This is a genomic window from Bacillus sp. FSL H8-0534 (genome assembly GCF_038005885.1).
In the GTDB taxonomy this organism is placed as follows: domain Bacteria; phylum Bacillota; class Bacilli; order Bacillales; family Bacillaceae_G; genus Bacillus_A; species Bacillus_A pseudomycoides.
On sequence record NZ_JBBOUC010000001.1, the window covers coordinates 575,602 to 592,027 of the forward strand.

Below are 16,426 nucleotides of genomic sequence, written 5' to 3' on the forward strand. Positions count from 1 at the left end.
TTTTTTACTGAATACTATCAACTTGTGTTATAGAATCAACTCTATCCATTTCAAACCTCCGACTTGCGCAGCATCTTATAAGTTATGGTAGCGCAGATGGTAGATACCGAAACGAGCCACATTAGAAGTCATTGGTTGAGAGAGTTAGGATGACAAGAACACATTTCGTATCACAACGTCTTATTTAAACTGTATAAGCCTTCTTCAAAAGTTCAATAACTTCTTCTATTGTAAGACCAAAGGATTTGTAGTATGAAATGTCGCTAACCATTTGCTTTATGACCATTTCGTTGCGTATTCGCAGTATCTCATCGGATGAGATTTCTGCTACAAAGCACCCTTTACCCGTTATTGTATTTATCAAACCACATCGTTCGAGTTCTTCCCAAGCTTTCTTTACGGTGATGATACTAACACGAAGTTCCTTGGCTGCTTGTCGAATTGGTGGTAAACAATAGCCGCCTTCTAATTCGCCTTTCAAAATTTGGGCGCTGATTTGTTCGAAAAGCTGCTGATAAATTGGCTTTTCAGATGTGTTCGAAATTGCTATATTCATTGTATCTCCACTTGTAGGAATCGCTTATACGCAATTCGATAAGCAATCATGGTGAACAAAGTAAATATCACGATTCCTGCGATCAGGATGGATATTTGAAGCGCCATATTGTCAGCACCGCTACCATTGAAAATGTCAGACACAAAAGAATTCTGGATTCCGAGCCATTGTGCAACTCCGGCAAAAACCATTGCGGCTGTAACGGATGCGAAGGTTGCTTCACCATATTTATACGCTGTCTTGTAATACATGGAAATAAAGATGATGTTGAAGATCGCGAGCATGACAAAACATAGTCCCCAGAAACCCATGTGCGGTGCGAAGAAATAGTAGGTTTGATTCGGATATAAGCGAATATTTAACATTCCAAAGATAATTGCACTAACAATATGCAATAATTCCAGAATGACAATAACAAACACCCTCGCCTTCACCATGTCTTTTCTGGTTACAGGCATCATAGTAGTAAATATCAAATCGTTCTGAGTTCTATATCCTGCAAACATAATCGGTATCGTTATCCAGCAAAAATACAGAATGACAATAAAATATAACCAACCGGGAACAAGCATTAATGCACCTATCAAAACAGGTAATACAAAAAACATGGGATTTAGGCCTAATTTTAAATCCTTCATCACTAAGTTATACATACATATCCTCCTTTTTTGAGAAGTAAATCATGATTTCTTCGAGACTCGGCGTGGTTGCTTTAATATCGGAGGAGGGATCGAAGTCTTTGGAGTGAATCAATCCCGTAAAGCCAAATGAATTTATTTTGTAGGAAATCAAATTTTCTTTCACCTGATTTAGCTGGTTTCCGTTACCATTTAGTAGGCGATATGAGGCAATAAATTCATCTTTCTCAGAACTGTTGATAATTTGACCGTTTTCGATAAAGGTAATAAAATCCGCGCATTTCTCCAAGTCGGATGTAATATGAGTAGAGAAAATAATGCTGATCTCGCCATCTATCACGAGCTCTTGAAAAATATCCAACAGATCATCTCTTGCGGCTGGATCGAGTCCGCTTGTCGGTTCGTCTAGGATGAGAAGCTTCGCCCCATGGGATAGGGCAAGGGCCAAACTGTACTTTACCTTCATCCCCGTCGACAATTCAACGATTTTTTTGTTTTCATCCAATTTAAATCTTCGTAAATAGTTGTAATAGGTTTCATCATCCCAATTCGTGTAGAATTTCTTAATCACATTGGTCAACATCTTCATTTTGCTTCGAGTATAAAAGTCAATGCCGCTAAATGTGTATCCGATTTCCTGTTTCAATTCAACCTCGTGTTCGGCAATGTTCTTGCCTAAAATGCGTACCTCGCCGCTATCAAGATTAATCATGTTCAAGATCGATTTAATGGTGGTTGTTTTTCCTGCGCCATTGGCACCGATAAAGCCCATAATATAACCCTTTTCCAGTTGAAACGATACATCCTTTAACTCGAAATTTTGATATTTCTTATTTAAATTTCTAATGTCTAATGCCAGCATACAGAACCTCCTTATTAATTGTGTATACCGTATATGCACAATATATGCCAGAGTACTTATTAAGATAACTATCAAATTTTCCAATATGCACCCATTTTTCATGCATCACAATATAAATTGTGTTGTTTTGCTGTTTCGCATAGTTCTACATGTACAAATCGCTTATTTGCTGCAGAACCTGCACCATACGCAATATAACGTGTATCCGCAATTTGAATTGTTTCGTCCCAATCAACTGCATAATGTACAAATGCATTACGCCAAGTACAAGACTCGTATTTTTGGATATTAATAGCTGGTGCTTCAGGTGTGGCTGTGGAATGTGCCACTACTCCTTCATATGCACCGTAACGATAAGGGATTTTAGATAAACCATCAATAATTAAAAGTCTATCAGCAAATGCACCCGTAACAAACGAAAATAAAATAAGTAACGTTGCAAGAACAGAAGTACATAGTTTCATTGTTTTCTTCATTACACATCACCTTCCCCCAGGATTTTTTGTTTGATATCTGATACATCTTTTGATAGTGAACCAAAGGCTTTTGCTTGTTCTTCGATGACTTGTTGGTTTTTCTCAATGACCTTTTGATATTGTGCTGCACGCTGTTCATTCTTTTTTTGCGTAGTAAAAAGCATCCACACGAATAACGCTACAAATGCTCCTTGTTGAATCATTGAATTAAAAATTTGTTCCTCCATCGTTCTCATCTCCTTTGGAAAAATAAAAAGAGAGACACTTGTCCCTCTTTCGCAAAAATATATTTCTCTGATATCAAATTGTCCCTTTGATTATTAGGCTTAAAATCCCCATTACAACTGCACCAATAATAATTCGCAAAATCCAAGTTGTATTCATACTAATTTTCTCTAATTGCTTATTAATTGTCGCTATATCTTTTTCATTTATGGTGGTACGTGTTTCTAAATTTCGAATATCCTTCATTATCTCTGTTTGCTCTAACTTTAAGTAGTCTATTTTTCGTTCTAAATCTTCCATATTTTCACTTCTTTATTCCTAATAAATATGAAACATCTAAATATCTTATTCTAACAGTGGACAAAATGTTCTTTATCACATAAAAAAGAGCTCTTACTTATAATCAGGTCCAAAAATTTTAATACCCTCTCGTGCGAGTGCACGCATTTCTTCATCCAAACGATCCAATTCATTACGTTCTACTTCTCAATCCATTTCTGTATCGGATTTCACTTGATAGTATTCTTTACGTAGCTTAGCCATTTCCTTATCTACTTTATTGAACGCCTTCATTTCAGAAGCATTTGGCGCTTCTTCATCATTCTTTTACTATCAGCTTGAATCGCTTGTTGTTCGTCCGTGACGTTATAGTAATCTTCCGTTACTTTTCCGCCACCTTGACCATTTACAAGGAATGCTTTAAATTTAGCTGTTAAGCAACAAATTATTCTTCGGAATCCTGTTGAAAATGCAGAAATACCTAAAAAGGAAAAAAACCACCCGAATTTGGACAGAGGAAGAAGTAAAAAAATTTTCATTGCATTCTCAAGAATCACCTTATCATATTGGATTTGTTCTTACAATAACCACAGGATTTCGTTTAGGAGAGGTTCTAGGTTTACGATGGCAAGATGTTGATTTTGATAATCATACAGTAACTAGTAATCAGACATTAGGTAATGATAATAAATTGAAGTCAAGTGCTAAAACAAACTCATCAAAACGGACTATTCCTATTCCTAATGAAACAGTCGAAGAGTTAAGAAAACATAAAATCAAAATTAACAAGGATAAATTACGACTTGGTTCCGCTTATCGAGATTTAGATTTAATTAATTGCAATGATTTTGGAGAAATAGTAAAAAGGAATACATTTAGAGAAAATTTAGTTAAAGTAATCACAAGAGCTGATGTGAAAAAATTAAATTCCATGATTTAAGACATACTCACGCAACGCTATTATTAAAACAAGGGGTCAACCCTAAAATTATAAGCGAAAGATTAGGTCATACGGATATATCTATGACATTAAGAGTTTACTCTCATGTGTTATCCAACATGCAAGAAGAATCCGTTAAAACTTTCGGAAAAAATATCTTTGGATAGTCAATGTTTGCAAATACGAAAATCAAAACCCACAAACGTTGTTATAGCAACGTTTGTGGTGTTAGTCCATACAATATAAATTGAATCGTATTTTCAATTTCCACTTCATCGTCCCATTTTTCTTCAGGTAATAATAAAAATCGGGTTAAAATTAACCCCATTATAGCTGATAAAGTAAAGCGGATAACTGAAGGGATTGGCATTTCAATAATTTGTCCTTGTTCTTGAAAATGTACAATTAATTTTTCAAAGCGAGAAAAAAGTTCCTTCTCTACTAATTGTTGTATTTCATTTTTTAATTCTGGTTGAAACGGTACTTCTTGTATTAAAATTTTTAACATTGGAAAATGTTTTTTAGCAAATTCAAATCGATTTCGAATTGCTTTTCTTAAAAATTCTTCATACGTTTCATACGTATTCTCCAGTATTTCTTTTGCAAAAGCCTGTACAAAAAATGGAGCAGCAAACTTTGTTAATGTTGGCATGACAACCGCTAATAGTAAATCTTTTTTTGTTTTATAGTAGCGGAAGATTGTTCCCTCCGCTACACCAGCACGCTTTGCAATTTCACTCGTTGAAGTTGACGCATATCCTTTTTCTCCAAACATATCAACCGCTGCTTCTAATATACGCATTTGACGTTCATTACGTTTATCTGTGTCTGTAGCAGCAATTAATTCTTCCAGCCAATCTTTCTTCATTCGTAAAGCCCCTTTTTTATAAACATTATATTTTGCGATGTTTCTTCAAAGCAAATATATTCCCTACTGTAAATACTATCGCAAAAAGAAGTAACACACAAAGGTCTCCCGCAATTTCAGTAAATCCTTGATTACGAATCATCACTTGTTTCATTGCATCAGCACCATATGTTAGCGGAAATACCTTACCTAGCATTTGTAGCCACTTATTCATTGATTCCATTGGAAATAAACCTGAAAAGAAAATTTGCGGTACGATGACCAGTGGGATAAACTGAATCATTTGAAATTCGTTATTGGCGTATGCCGATAAAAAAGTACCTAGTGTTAACGCTGTTAGTGAAAGCATACATGTAATTAGTAATGTAAGCCACGGTGACCCTGCTACGTATAAATCAAGAATATAGACAGAGAAACTTACAATGATAACAGACTGTAAAAACGCAAAAATGCCAAATCCAATTATATAACCAACAACAATTTCCCAGCGGCGCACTGGAGTAGATAATAATCTTTCCAACGTCCCACTTAAACGTTCTCGTACAAAGGAAACTCCTGATAAAATAAAAACAAAGAAGAATGTAAAAAAGCCAATTAATACCGGTCCAAGTCCATCAAACATCGTGAAATCTGCGGAACCATGTAAAAAATCAATTTCTGGTTTCATACCGGGCATATCATTTTTTTCTGTGGCCTTTTGTAATGTCTGTAGCACTGCACGGTTTTTTGAAGAATCACTACCTTCTAGCAATACATTCGCTTTTCCATGTTCTAAAGTGATAATGGCATCTATTTGTTGATTTTTTAATTTAGAATACGCTTCATCTTTACTATACTCATAGATGGTAGCATCTTGTTTTTTCATTGATTCTACTATAGGTGCTGGAACATCTATTAATGCAATATGAGGAGTGTAATCCTTTTGTGTAAACACAAGCGATAATAACCAAAGGAGTAACATTGGCGCTCCAAACATCATCGCAAGTGACCGTTTATCCCGAAGAAACTGACGAATAATCCGAATAATTACACCACCGACTCTCATGATTCAACCGCTCCTTCCAATAGAAAGACATCTTCAATCCGTCCTGATGAAGTTCGATCTTTTAAATCATTTGGAGTTCCTGTTGCAATTAACTTCCCATCTCTAATTAATCCAAGACGTTCACAAAATTCAGCTTCGTCCATAATATGTGTTGTCACAATAATCGTTGTTCCTTGCCCTTTGAGCTCATAAAATTTTTCCCAAATAGATTTACGAAGAACTGGATCAATTCCAACCGTTGGCTCATCTAAAATTAAAAGCTTTGGTTTATGTAAAAGTGCCATCGCTAGAGATAACCGCTTTTTCATCCCCCCTGAAAAGTGTTGTACTTGTTTTTTAGCATGCTCTGATAATTCAACTAATGTAAAAACTTCTTCAATTCTCTCCTCCTTATGTTTACCTTTCAATCCATACATTGTTGCGATAAAATCTGCATTTTCATAAGCTGATAATTCTTCATACAGCGCATCGGCTTGTGCCATATAACCTATTTGCTTCATGCCGTTTAAGTTTGGCATTTGTACCCCTAATGCTATTACATTCCCTACTGTTGATTCACTAATGCCAGCAATCATTTTAATAAGCGTCGTTTTACCAGACCCGGATGGACCTACTAAACCAAAAATCTCTGTCTCTGCTACAGATAGTGAAATATTGTGCAGTACTTCTTTTTTTCCAAAACACTTTGATACATCTTGTAAAATGACTGAAGGTTGTTGCAATAAGATCTCCTCCTTTTCAAAATGAGTGAGTACTCACTTTTATTTTACTCTTAGATTATTATATGTCAAATTATATTTATGAGTATTATCTTTTCAATCTTTCTAACAACTAGTACATTGTCTATAGAACAATGAAACAGAGTCGACAATAGAATTCATTTCTCACTGTCGACTCTGTTTCATTTTAAATCATTATTTATAGGCTACGTTTCTAAATTTAAATACTTTCTAATTCTAGCAAGATCTAAAGAATACTCAATTACTAACTGCTGGATAGGCAAAATAACTTTTTCGGGATACAAATGTGCATATTTTAATGTTTCTGTATATTTTTCTAACCTTTTTTCTAAATACTTCACAATTTGCTCAGGATGATTCACCAATAAACATTGACTATAATAATGAATTTGTTCTTCAATTGCAGTATATTCCTCAATTTCAAATTCTTTATGCATGTGTACACTCCTTTATAATTAGTTTTTTATATGCACAAGCCATAAGCATTCTAATCTGAATGAAAACTGAGTATTTTGATTATTTACACTATAACAAAGAAAGAACGTCAAAATTTGTTAGTTTATGTAGCGTAGAACAAATTTAACAAAATTGTAATGGATACTTGTACTTTTTAGAAAACACCAATCTTTCATCATACATATTTTCTGTTACTTACATTTGTTATCTTATTTTCTATTAAAAGAGTTATAGTGAATGGACCACCGCAACGTCACTCAAAGCTAATAAAAAAAAGTCGTACAAATTAATCCAGTTGTACGACTACAATTTCTGGTCTATTAAAAATCCTTTGAGGAATGATGCTATTCCCTAACCCTCTGCTTACTATCATGGAAGTACCTTGTTCCTTATATGAACCTGCTGTGTATTTGGGTAATATGCCTTGATTAGGTGCAACTAAGCCTCCAATAAAAGGTAGTCTTACTTGTCCTCCATGTGCATGCCCTGTTAAAACTAAATCAATTTGTTGCTCAGCGTATACTTGTAAAAGTTCAGGTCTATGTGAAAGTAGCACTTTATATTCATCCTGATCTACCTCATTTTTCGCTTTAACGATTTCATTTTTCACTGTAGACATCTCTTCATTTTCATCGTTATTTTTCGCGGTAAATGCCGGATCATCTATGCCGAGAAGGCAAATTTCCTGCCCCTCTTTTTGAATACGTTCATGTTCATTTCTCAAAACTGTCACATTATATCTTTTCAACTCTTTTTCTAAACTATCATACCTCCCTGACCATAATTCATGATTTCCTGTAACAAAATAAACGGGATAGTGTTTTACAAGCTCTTTCACTACCTTTAAGCTCGCCTCTGCATCATACCTCTTACTATCAATTAGATCTCCTGTAATAACGATAATATCAGGGTTCAAGCTTTTTACTTTTTCAATTAAAACTTCTTGGTTTTCTCCAAATTTTTTACTATGTAAATCCGATAACTGTACAATTTTAAATCCCTTGAAATTAGAAGGTATCTTACTAGATGTTATTGATATTTTACTTACACTTATTAAATTATTTTGTAAGTATGAGAATGCACTGACTCCTATTGCTATTGCACTTATAATAAATAACCTTTTATATCTTTTTTTCATATCTTCTCCCTTATAAAAATTCTATTAAATATATTTTTAGCAATTCTTTTTAATCATATCATTAACATTTTATCAAACTATCTATTTCTACAAATAAATAGTATTTTATTTTTATAATGTTTTATTTTTTCTTTTAATACAGTATGTGAAATTATCTTTTTTTCGCAGTGTTCCTTGCTCCTTAACTAACATTACAGATATCAACTTCATTGTATCTATATAAGAATTTCTTTGTTTTATCTATATCAATGCAGCAAAAAAACTGCCTAAGGGGGACCTTAGGCAGTTTGATTCATTTATATTTATGCTAGTGATTTCGTTTCTCTCATTACTTTAATGAAGTATCCCCAGTTATTTATAACTGATGAAATACTAATATGTTCATCTGGCGTATGAACATTGAAAATATCTGGTCCGAATGAGATGGCATCCAATTCAGGCATTTTTTGAACAAATACACTACATTCAATACCAGCGTGCACTGCAAAGATTTCAGCATCTTTGTTATATTTTTCTTTATGCACTTTTTCAAACAAATCACGAATTGGTGAATTGGGATTGTACGGCCATTCTGGATACTCTGATTCCTTCTCAAATTGCGCCCCAACTAATTCTGCAATATACTTAATTTCATTCGTAATGTGCTGTTTTAAACTGCTTACAGAGCTTCTTACTTCATTTCTTAATTTAATTTCATTATGTAACGTTTCAATAACACCTAAGTTTGTTGAGCTTTCTACAAGTCCTTTAATATCCATGCTCATGCTTTGAATGCCATTTGGAATCAAGAATAAAGAAGAAATAAGTTGTTTCTGTGTTTCTGTTGCAAATACTTTTTCTACTTTTTCTTCTAATTTTGTAAGAGAAACATGTACATCAGGATCTACAGCACGTAGCTCGTCTTGGAAAATACGTGTCCATTCTGCTACTTTCTCTTCTACCTTTTGTACATCATTTACAGATAATAAAATTGTTGCTACGCTTTCACGCGGAATCGCATTTGTTTTTAATCCACCGTGAATTCCACTCATGTTAAATGAAATTTCATTTGATAAATCATGAAGAACGCGTCCTAAAACTTTATTGGCATTTCCTCTTTGTTTATCAATCTCCATACCAGAGTGGCCACCTTTTAAGCCTCCAACATATAAACGGTATGCTTCTAGTTCAGCAGGTACTTCTTCCCAAGCAACAGGAATCGTTTCAACTGCCTTCGCTCCACCTGCACTGCTCACTAGTAATTTATGATCTTCTTCAGAGTCGATATTAATAAATATTTTCCCATCAAAGTGCTTCGCATCAACAGCAAAAGCACCACCCATTGTTGTCTCTTCTTCTGTTGTAATCACAACCTCAAGAGCTGGATGTGGAATATCCGTTGAATCTAATAGTGCTAATGCATACGCAACCGCAATACCATTATCAGCACCTAAAGTCGTTTGATTTGCATACAGCATGTCCCCAACGATTCGTAGCTCAATCGGATCTTTTTCAAAATCATGAACAGTTGCTTGGTTCTTCTCGCAAACCATGTCCATATGGCCTTGAATAATAATTGCAGGAACATTTTCATAACCGTCAGTTGCTGTCTTTTTAATGACTACATTTAATGCTTCATCTTGTACAACATCTAAATTACGATCTTTTGCAAATTCAACTAAATAATCACTAATTTCTTTTTCATTTCCAGATCCTCTTGGAATCTTTGAAATTTCTGCAAAATGATAAAATACAGGGTGCTTTGTTAATTGTTCTAAATTAGAATACATTTTGAAGCTCCTCTCTTAAATAAAACTGATTGGATAAATCTTTGAATTTCAAATTATTCTTGTCTTTACCATTATACCATGCTTCATCATTTTACTTTTTATTAAAGGTATAGATCTATCACTTCTATTTATCAAAAACTATCCCATATCCATTTCACAGAATATCAGTATAATTTTATACTACATTTAAAAAATTAAGGAAAATGCATATGTATTTTACAGAAAACCTTCCTTGTCCTGAACACATTTTCAATTTACCCCGCATTAACGGGCAGTAAAATCCCCACCTCAAGATTCAAAGAAAAACGAGTAAGATAGGCGGAGGATCAACTGCCCGTAAAAGCCCGATTGATGCAACTAATAATCAGTGGGGATGACTATTTAAAGCTTTCAAAAGAGCAATTGCATCATACTCTCATTCAAAGTACTTTTGTCATAAGTGCTTATGATAACGATCAATTAATTGGAACCAGACGTATTATTTCAGATGGGATAATTAACGCTTATCTATGTGGATTAGTCGTTCATCCCTCCTTTCAAAATCGCGGAAATGGAAAGGAGATCGTTCAAAAATTAATTGTAGAATGCCAAAAACAGAACCTACACTTGCAATTAATTTGTACAGCTGAATACATTCTATTCTATGAAAAGCTAGATTTCGAAGAATTTGCGATAGGAATGAAGAAAAAATAAAAAAGAAAATGCACCTATGCATTTTCTTTCAAGTTTTTTCCCTGTATATATTTTGATGCATCACCATTCACGATCTTTTCTAGTCGATTAATATTTTCCGTTAATGCACCTTTCACAAGAGAGAAATCTGTATTTGAATCTTCTTTTTCTTTCTTAAAAAAAGCAAGTTTTTGCTGTTTCATTTCTTGCATTTTCTCCTCCCCCTTTTGTAAAAAAAGATACAATCTTTGTCTATCTTTATTATATATTAAATATAAAAATGGTGCACTTTTATCCTTTTCTTTTTAATTCTTCTTCTAAATTTTCTACTTGCTGCATTGTATCTCCTTTTATTAAAGAGAAATCTGTTGTATCTTCAGCTTCTTCTTTGAAAAATTCACTACCATATTCTTTTTCCACTACAATCACCTCTACGTGCTAGTGTAGGAATGATTGTCCGATTTTATTCAACTTTGTTCCATCTTCTCGAAATTTGTTCTACATTATGTATAAAGGAAAAGGACAGAATTTAGATTCTGTCCTTACTTACTAAAATAACTATGATGAATTGTTAAGTTATATACATTTTCAAAATCCCGGTCTTGAAGGTTATTCTTTTGACCATCAATAACAATACAAACATCTCTTACTATTTTGGCTGGTATGATACCAACATTTTCAACTTGCACTGCTTTCTGTTCATTTAATTGTTCTATATGTTCCACAGGAACTGTAATACTAAATTGAGAACGGATACCACGAAAATTCGTATTTAATTCACCTTCTGTCACAAATACGACAATCTTCGCCCCAATTTTTTCTGCATACGTATCAAGAAATACATTTAAACTTTGTGCATATTCTGTTTCAGTTTGCCACTCCATCGTACCAAATGCTGCTGGGTTTACATTTTGAATAATTGTTGTGTAGATCTCACCTCGTGCTTTCGAAGCAATTAATGATCGTTTAATAGATTGAACGGTCTTTCCGATATCACTAAATTTTGCACCCCATATTTCAGAAATGTTTGGAGTTAAAATAAATGCAATATCAACAAAAATCACCATTGCAACGAACATTAAAATATTTTTCCAGAGGGTTAAATCAATTCCTTTCATCATGAAATACATTGTGACTGATGTAATAAACACACCATACCATGTTTTTCGAATAAGTTGCTTTTTTTCTTCGTACAATTCTTCATTTTTCCAATAAAAGAAAATAAGAAATAAAAAGACTAATACGAGAAGAAACAAACCAACTCGAATGTTAGAGACCGTCAATCACATCACCCTCCATTCAAAAACTTCTCACGATATCATTACATGCTGATTTCCCTCTCATTATGACAAAAGACATGGACAACCTTCTAAAGTTAGCTGCATTGCATATACATGAGAAGGAAGCCACGTCTTTTATAATGAATCTACATTTTATATGTAGACAAGCATACATTTCAAATTTTCACAAATATTTTTTATCAGGATATATGTTTCGGAATCACACCTTCCGGAACTTCACCATTCATACTTAAATAGTAATGACGAATTGGGCGTAAATTTTCATCTAGTTCATATACGAGTGGTATACTCGTCGGAATATTTAATGATACAACACCATCATCCGATAGATTATCTAAATATTTTACAAGCGAACGAATTGTATTCCCGTGTGATGAGATGATTACCTTTTGACCAGATTGTAACATCGGTGCAATTTCATTATGCCAAAAGTCCAATACTCTTTGTTCTGTATCCTCTAAGCACTCAGTAAGTGGAAATTCACCTTTTTTCAACAACTTATATCTTGGATCATCAGCTTCATACCTTGGATCATCTTCAGTAAGTGCTGGCGGTCTTACATCAGTACTTCTTCTCCATATATGAACTTGCTCATCACCATATTTCTTTGCTGTCTCATCCTTATTTAATCCTTGCAATGCTCCATAATGTCTTTCATTTAACTTCCATGATTTATGTACAGGAACCCATGCAAGGTCCATTTCATGTAGAATAATCCACAACGTTCGAATTGCCCGTTTTAAAACAGATGTATACGCAACATCAAACGTATATCCATTGTTTTTTAAAATTGCACCTGCTTCTCTTGCTTCATTTAATCCATTTTTTGATAAGTCTACATCTGTCCATCCTGTAAATCTGTTTTCAAGATTCCATAAACTTTGTCCGTGACGAATGAGTACAAGCTTTATCATAATAATCCCCTTCCGGAAATGTAAATTTAAATTTTGCAATGCGTACACGTAATAAAGTATCTGGTAATGTTATTTTTTTATCCATAGTTGCCAAAATACATGGATAAAATCGGTTCTTTTTCAAACTCAAAAAACAGATGAATAATTTATTTACTCATTTTAATCAATTGGTTCTTCACGCTTAGATAACCATGCATCAAAACCTAAACGGCTATTTGCTAGTTCAGTCATAACTTGATGCCAATTCTCTTCACATGTTTCACCAAATTTTGAAAAAATACTGCTCATTTGTTCTCTTTGTACATCGCTTAGTTTTCTCTCTAGCTCTGCTCCTTCTGTCGTTAGGACAAGCTGTTTCACACGACGATCGTGTTCTGCTTCCTTGCTTTCAATAAGCCCCTTTTCAAGAAGCTGACGGAGTGGCCCGTGAAGAGCTTGTTTACTTATTTCTAACAGAGATAACAATTCATTTATACTAAGCCCAGGAAAACGAGCAATAAAAAATAAGATTCGATGATGAACTCGCTGTATACCATACTCTTTTATAATTTCATCTGGTTTTTCTGTAAATGTTTTATATGCAAAATAAAACAGTGCAAGTGCTTGATTCATTTGTTCTTCTTTATGTTGTGTCATCTACTTTCCCCCTATATGTAAATTATACCACAATTTATCTCTGAAATATTAAATCAACCCATTTGACTTAATAAGAGGGAATTTCACTTAAAATCACTAGCAGAACTTACAAAGCAAAATTCTAAATGAATAAAAAACGTATTACTCATTAGATTGAGAATACGTTTTTATTTACTAACATAGACCTAGTTTGCAGAAAAGTTTAGCTGCCAAGAAACACCATACTTATCATTAAGCCAACCGAATTTCTTGCTAAATGGATAAACTGCAAGCGGCATTAAAACTTCTCCTTCTTGCGCTAGCTTATTAAAGACTTCATCAATTTCCGCCTCTGTATCACAATTTACATACAGTGACATAGAAGGAGTAAATGTAAATTCATGCTTCACACTACTATCTATACACATGAACTTTTGCCCATTTAATGTGAATGTAGCATGCATTACAGTTCCCTCTTTACCAGGCTCATTTGCACCGTAACGAGAAATATTTATAATTTCTGATTGATCAAATAAAGAAGTATATAAAGTCATAGCCTCCTCTGCATTGCCGTCAAACATTAAAAAAGTAGTAATTTTTTGTCTTGTATTCTTCAATTAGAAACATCTCCTTTTATGTAGATACACTTGAAATCGCTAGTCCTCCAACGAACAGAACGTACATTCCTATAACTGTATTTTCCTCAAAAAATATTGGATTGTCAACTTATAATAGCCTCTAAGTTTTAAGAGAATAACAATATAAAAAGGAGTTTCAAATGAATAATACTGGTAGTAATCACAGAACAATAACATGTGTACCAAATAAATTATAAGTGTCAAACATGAATTTCATTGGAGAAATTTGATTAGAAATATATTAAAATATAGTAGTTGTTTCAATACTTCCATTGGAATAACCAAATCATATCACGCCGTTTCCCCCTCATTTCTCAATATTCCCTTCGTTACAATTGCTATTACTATCATTATGAGGCTTATAAATAATATAGGTAAGTAAACTTTTATACTAAAAATTTCAAACATAAATCCATATATGACCTGACCTATAGGTGCCATACATTGCGCTACCGCTGTAATAATTGCCATGACTTTTCCTAAGTTCTCGTTAGGTGTTTTCTTTTGTACGACTGTAATAACGAAAATGGAGATAATGGTCATTGCCATTGTAATAAGAATTGCACACAAGATAAAGAGGATAAATGACGGATAGTATCCAAATCTAAGAACAAGTGGCATAATGGAGACCGCCATCGGTACAATTAATAGAGCAATCATAAGTATCCACTGATATATTGTTTTCATTTGCATCTTTTTCGCAAAGAAACCGATGGATAAAGCCCCTAAAATTGTAGCAAAATCTATGAGTCCCATCCCGATGCCATACAACGTTTCGCTACTTCGCATCGTTACTCGTAAAATGATGGGACTACCGACAATAAAGAGTGGTGTAAGGATCAAGTTGAGCAAAGCGGCTAATATCATGGATTTCAATATATAAGGCTGTTTGACAACATAGGTAAATCCAACTTTCAGGTCTTTTGCGATTGTTGGCACAATATGCTCATCCTGTTTCCTTTTAACAAACGGAATCTTAATAAAAGTCTCTAATATTGCTGACAAGAAAAAAGTGATACCACTCAGCACGACAAGCATTTTTAACCCTACAAGGCCGTATAGCACTCCGCCCAAAACAGGTGCCGCTACACCCGACAAAGCTTGAACACCATTCACGATACCATTTGCCTGTTCTAGCTTTTTTTCCGTAACGAGCAGCGGAATACTCGCCATAACAACAGGGAAATACATTGCACTAATAATCGCTAGCAAAACCATAACAACACCGATAAGTACCACGGAAGTCTTGCCGACTGATAATAACAAAAGAAAGCAGAAAATAATAACACTACTTAATATGTCATAGATTACCATCAAATTACGCCGGTTAAATCTATCAGCGATAGCCCCGCCAAGAGGTGACAACAACAAAGGGACACTCGATATAGCATACAAAGTAGCATAAATGTCCGCACGCCCCGTTATATCCAGTACATAGAGTGATAAAGCAAAACGTAAAAGGGTGGAACCTAAGATAGATACAATTTGTCCAATCACCATGAGGTTAAAATCTTTAGGGAAAGATTTTATATTGATGGTATTTTGCATCGTATACACACCTTTCATCAAGGGTCTAGACCGACTGCCGGTCTAAAAATTTTATAAAAAAATTATTTTAGGACTGCCTCATCAAAATATCCAAAATGTAATTAAACGTTCCTTTTTTAGCTCCCAAAGTCGTTTCCATTATATTGATAAACGCCTTTGCTCTTTGCATTGCTTCATGCGGCTGCCATTGAAACAATCCTTCATCGAATATGACTTGTGCAGACGCGATCAAGAACTCCATTGTTTCCTGGGGGTAAGCCGTCTCAAAAATTTTTTCTTTGATTCCCTGTTCAATTACCTCTGTTAAAACAGGTGTTAAATGTAAAATAGCTTGCACTAAACTTTTTTGATGCATTTCTGCATTATTTGGCTGGTGAAATTGTTCAATCATTTTTTCTTTATTCCCACCTGCTTTCGGCACTTGCACCATTAAAATTTGAAACAATTTATCCAACACAGTGATATTAGGACTTGAGGCAATCTTTTTTGCGGCCACTACATCTGCATTTACAATCCGAGTAATAATAGCGTCCATTACTTCCTCTTTTGATTTGAAATAATGATAAAATGTTCCTTTCGCAATACCAATTTCTCGTAAAATATCATTTACAGTTGTTTTCATATACCCTTTAGAAACGAACAGTTTTTCTGCTGTATCCAGAATTTCATTTCTACGTTCTTCATATTCTTTTACTGTTCTCACAAAGAAACTCCTTTCATCTAGACCGACTGTCGGTCTAGTATAA

The 16,426-nt window shown here is 34.1% G+C and carries 20 protein-coding genes and 3 pseudogenes; 2 read left to right on the forward strand and 21 right to left on the reverse strand.

What is annotated here, in order from left to right; genetic code table 11:
- Positions 1 to 184 precede the first annotated feature (184 nt).
- From MHH71_RS03200 to MHH71_RS03230, 7 genes and pseudogenes are all read right to left on the reverse strand, one after another.
- Complete coding sequence (locus MHH71_RS03200; protein WP_033798867.1) at positions 185 to 556, reverse strand: GntR family transcriptional regulator; 372 nt, start codon at positions 554 to 556, stop codon at positions 185 to 187.
- Positions 553 to 1,209 (reverse strand): ABC-2 transporter permease, encoded by a 657-nt coding sequence (locus MHH71_RS03205; RefSeq protein ID WP_033798868.1) that lies wholly within the window; start codon positions 1,207 to 1,209, stop codon positions 553 to 555. The genes MHH71_RS03200 and MHH71_RS03205 overlap by 4 nt, the downstream gene beginning before the upstream one ends.
- Complete coding sequence (locus MHH71_RS03210) at positions 1,202 to 2,056, reverse strand: ABC transporter ATP-binding protein (protein WP_018780480.1); 855 nt, start codon at positions 2,054 to 2,056, stop codon at positions 1,202 to 1,204. The genes MHH71_RS03205 and MHH71_RS03210 overlap by 8 nt, the downstream gene beginning before the upstream one ends.
- Before the next feature lie 128 nt (positions 2,057 to 2,184).
- Positions 2,185 to 2,532 (reverse strand): annotated as a pseudogene (locus MHH71_RS03215) (N-acetylmuramoyl-L-alanine amidase); the annotation flags it as partial.
- Complete coding sequence (locus MHH71_RS03220) at positions 2,532 to 2,759, reverse strand: BhlA/UviB family holin-like peptide (RefSeq protein ID WP_033798869.1); 228 nt, start codon at positions 2,757 to 2,759, stop codon at positions 2,532 to 2,534. The pseudogene MHH71_RS03215 and the gene MHH71_RS03220, both read right to left, overlap by 1 nt.
- 73 nt (positions 2,760 to 2,832) lie before the next feature.
- Positions 2,833 to 3,057 carry a hemolysin XhlA family protein gene (locus MHH71_RS03225; RefSeq protein ID WP_006094839.1) on the reverse strand — a complete coding sequence of 75 codons (225 nt, stop codon included), beginning with the start codon at positions 3,055 to 3,057 and terminating at the stop codon, positions 2,833 to 2,835.
- Positions 3,058 to 3,150: 93 nt separating this feature from the next.
- Positions 3,151 to 3,458, reverse strand: a pseudogene (locus MHH71_RS03230) (hypothetical protein); the annotation flags it as partial.
- Here MHH71_RS03230 and MHH71_RS30510 point away from each other — a divergent pair.
- Positions 3,448 to 4,143 (forward strand): annotated as a pseudogene (locus MHH71_RS30510) (site-specific integrase); the annotation flags it as partial. The pseudogenes MHH71_RS03230 and MHH71_RS30510 overlap by 11 nt on opposite strands.
- Positions 4,144 to 4,184: 41 nt before the next feature.
- Here MHH71_RS30510 and MHH71_RS03245 read toward each other — a convergent pair.
- The 6 genes from MHH71_RS03245 to MHH71_RS03270 all read right to left on the reverse strand — a co-directional run bounded on the left by MHH71_RS03245 (position 4,185) and on the right by MHH71_RS03270 (position 9,992).
- Positions 4,185 to 4,844: a TetR/AcrR family transcriptional regulator gene (locus MHH71_RS03245; protein ID WP_006094842.1), complete on the reverse strand. Its 660-nt coding sequence runs from the start codon at positions 4,842 to 4,844 to the stop codon at positions 4,185 to 4,187.
- A 25-nt stretch (positions 4,845 to 4,869) separates the two neighbouring features.
- Positions 4,870 to 5,889 carry an ABC transporter permease gene (locus tag MHH71_RS03250; protein WP_018780475.1) on the reverse strand — a complete coding sequence of 340 codons (1,020 nt, stop codon included), beginning with the start codon at positions 5,887 to 5,889 and terminating at the stop codon, positions 4,870 to 4,872.
- On the reverse strand, positions 5,886 to 6,611 hold the full coding sequence (locus tag MHH71_RS03255) for an ABC transporter ATP-binding protein (protein ID WP_006094844.1): 726 nt from the start codon (positions 6,609 to 6,611) through the stop codon (positions 5,886 to 5,888). Before MHH71_RS03255 ends, MHH71_RS03250 begins: the two co-directional genes overlap by 4 nt.
- Positions 6,612 to 6,814: 203 nt before the next feature.
- Positions 6,815 to 7,066: a hypothetical protein gene (locus tag MHH71_RS03260; protein ID WP_003197750.1), complete on the reverse strand. Its 252-nt coding sequence runs from the start codon at positions 7,064 to 7,066 to the stop codon at positions 6,815 to 6,817.
- A gap of 305 nt (positions 7,067 to 7,371) precedes the next feature.
- Positions 7,372 to 8,223 carry a metallophosphoesterase gene (locus MHH71_RS03265; RefSeq protein ID WP_006094845.1) on the reverse strand — a complete coding sequence of 284 codons (852 nt, stop codon included), beginning with the start codon at positions 8,221 to 8,223 and terminating at the stop codon, positions 7,372 to 7,374.
- A gap of 302 nt (positions 8,224 to 8,525) precedes the next feature.
- Positions 8,526 to 9,992: an aminoacyl-histidine dipeptidase gene (locus MHH71_RS03270; RefSeq protein ID WP_006094846.1), complete on the reverse strand. Its 1,467-nt coding sequence runs from the start codon at positions 9,990 to 9,992 to the stop codon at positions 8,526 to 8,528.
- A 351-nt stretch (positions 9,993 to 10,343) separates the two neighbouring features.
- Between MHH71_RS03270 and MHH71_RS03275 the strand changes: the two genes are divergently transcribed.
- Complete coding sequence (locus MHH71_RS03275) at positions 10,344 to 10,685, forward strand: GNAT family N-acetyltransferase (RefSeq protein WP_006094847.1); 342 nt, start codon at positions 10,344 to 10,346, stop codon at positions 10,683 to 10,685.
- A 14-nt stretch (positions 10,686 to 10,699) separates the two neighbouring features.
- Here MHH71_RS03275 and spoIISB read toward each other — a convergent pair whose 3' ends face one another.
- From spoIISB to MHH71_RS03315, 8 genes are all read right to left on the reverse strand, one after another.
- A complete protein-coding gene (spoIISB, locus tag MHH71_RS03280; protein WP_003197743.1) occupies positions 10,700 to 10,876 on the reverse strand; it encodes a stage II sporulation protein SB in 177 nt (58 codons plus the stop codon).
- Positions 10,877 to 10,955: 79 nt separating this feature from the next.
- On the reverse strand, positions 10,956 to 11,093 hold the full coding sequence (locus MHH71_RS03285) for a hypothetical protein (RefSeq protein WP_003197740.1): 138 nt from the start codon (positions 11,091 to 11,093) through the stop codon (positions 10,956 to 10,958).
- A 113-nt stretch (positions 11,094 to 11,206) separates the two neighbouring features.
- On the reverse strand, positions 11,207 to 11,947 hold the full coding sequence (locus tag MHH71_RS03290; protein WP_006094848.1) for a type II toxin-antitoxin system SpoIISA family toxin: 741 nt from the start codon (positions 11,945 to 11,947) through the stop codon (positions 11,207 to 11,209).
- 197 nt (positions 11,948 to 12,144) lie between these two features.
- Positions 12,145 to 12,879, reverse strand: a complete 735-nt coding sequence (gene gpmA, locus MHH71_RS03295; RefSeq protein ID WP_018780468.1) for a 2,3-diphosphoglycerate-dependent phosphoglycerate mutase — start codon at positions 12,877 to 12,879, stop codon at positions 12,145 to 12,147.
- Between the two features lie 159 nt (positions 12,880 to 13,038).
- Complete coding sequence (locus MHH71_RS03300) at positions 13,039 to 13,515, reverse strand: MarR family winged helix-turn-helix transcriptional regulator (RefSeq protein WP_006094850.1); 477 nt, start codon at positions 13,513 to 13,515, stop codon at positions 13,039 to 13,041.
- Positions 13,516 to 13,700: 185 nt separating this feature from the next.
- Positions 13,701 to 14,111, reverse strand: coding sequence for a VOC family protein (locus MHH71_RS03305; RefSeq protein ID WP_018780467.1), 411 nt, complete (start codon positions 14,109 to 14,111; stop codon positions 13,701 to 13,703).
- A 312-nt stretch (positions 14,112 to 14,423) separates the two neighbouring features.
- Positions 14,424 to 15,698 (reverse strand): MFS transporter, encoded by a 1,275-nt coding sequence (locus tag MHH71_RS03310; protein WP_006094852.1) that lies wholly within the window; start codon positions 15,696 to 15,698, stop codon positions 14,424 to 14,426.
- 49 nt (positions 15,699 to 15,747) lie between these two features.
- Positions 15,748 to 16,383, reverse strand: a complete 636-nt coding sequence (locus MHH71_RS03315) for a TetR/AcrR family transcriptional regulator (protein ID WP_006094853.1) — start codon at positions 16,381 to 16,383, stop codon at positions 15,748 to 15,750.
- Positions 16,384 to 16,426 lie beyond the last annotated feature (43 nt).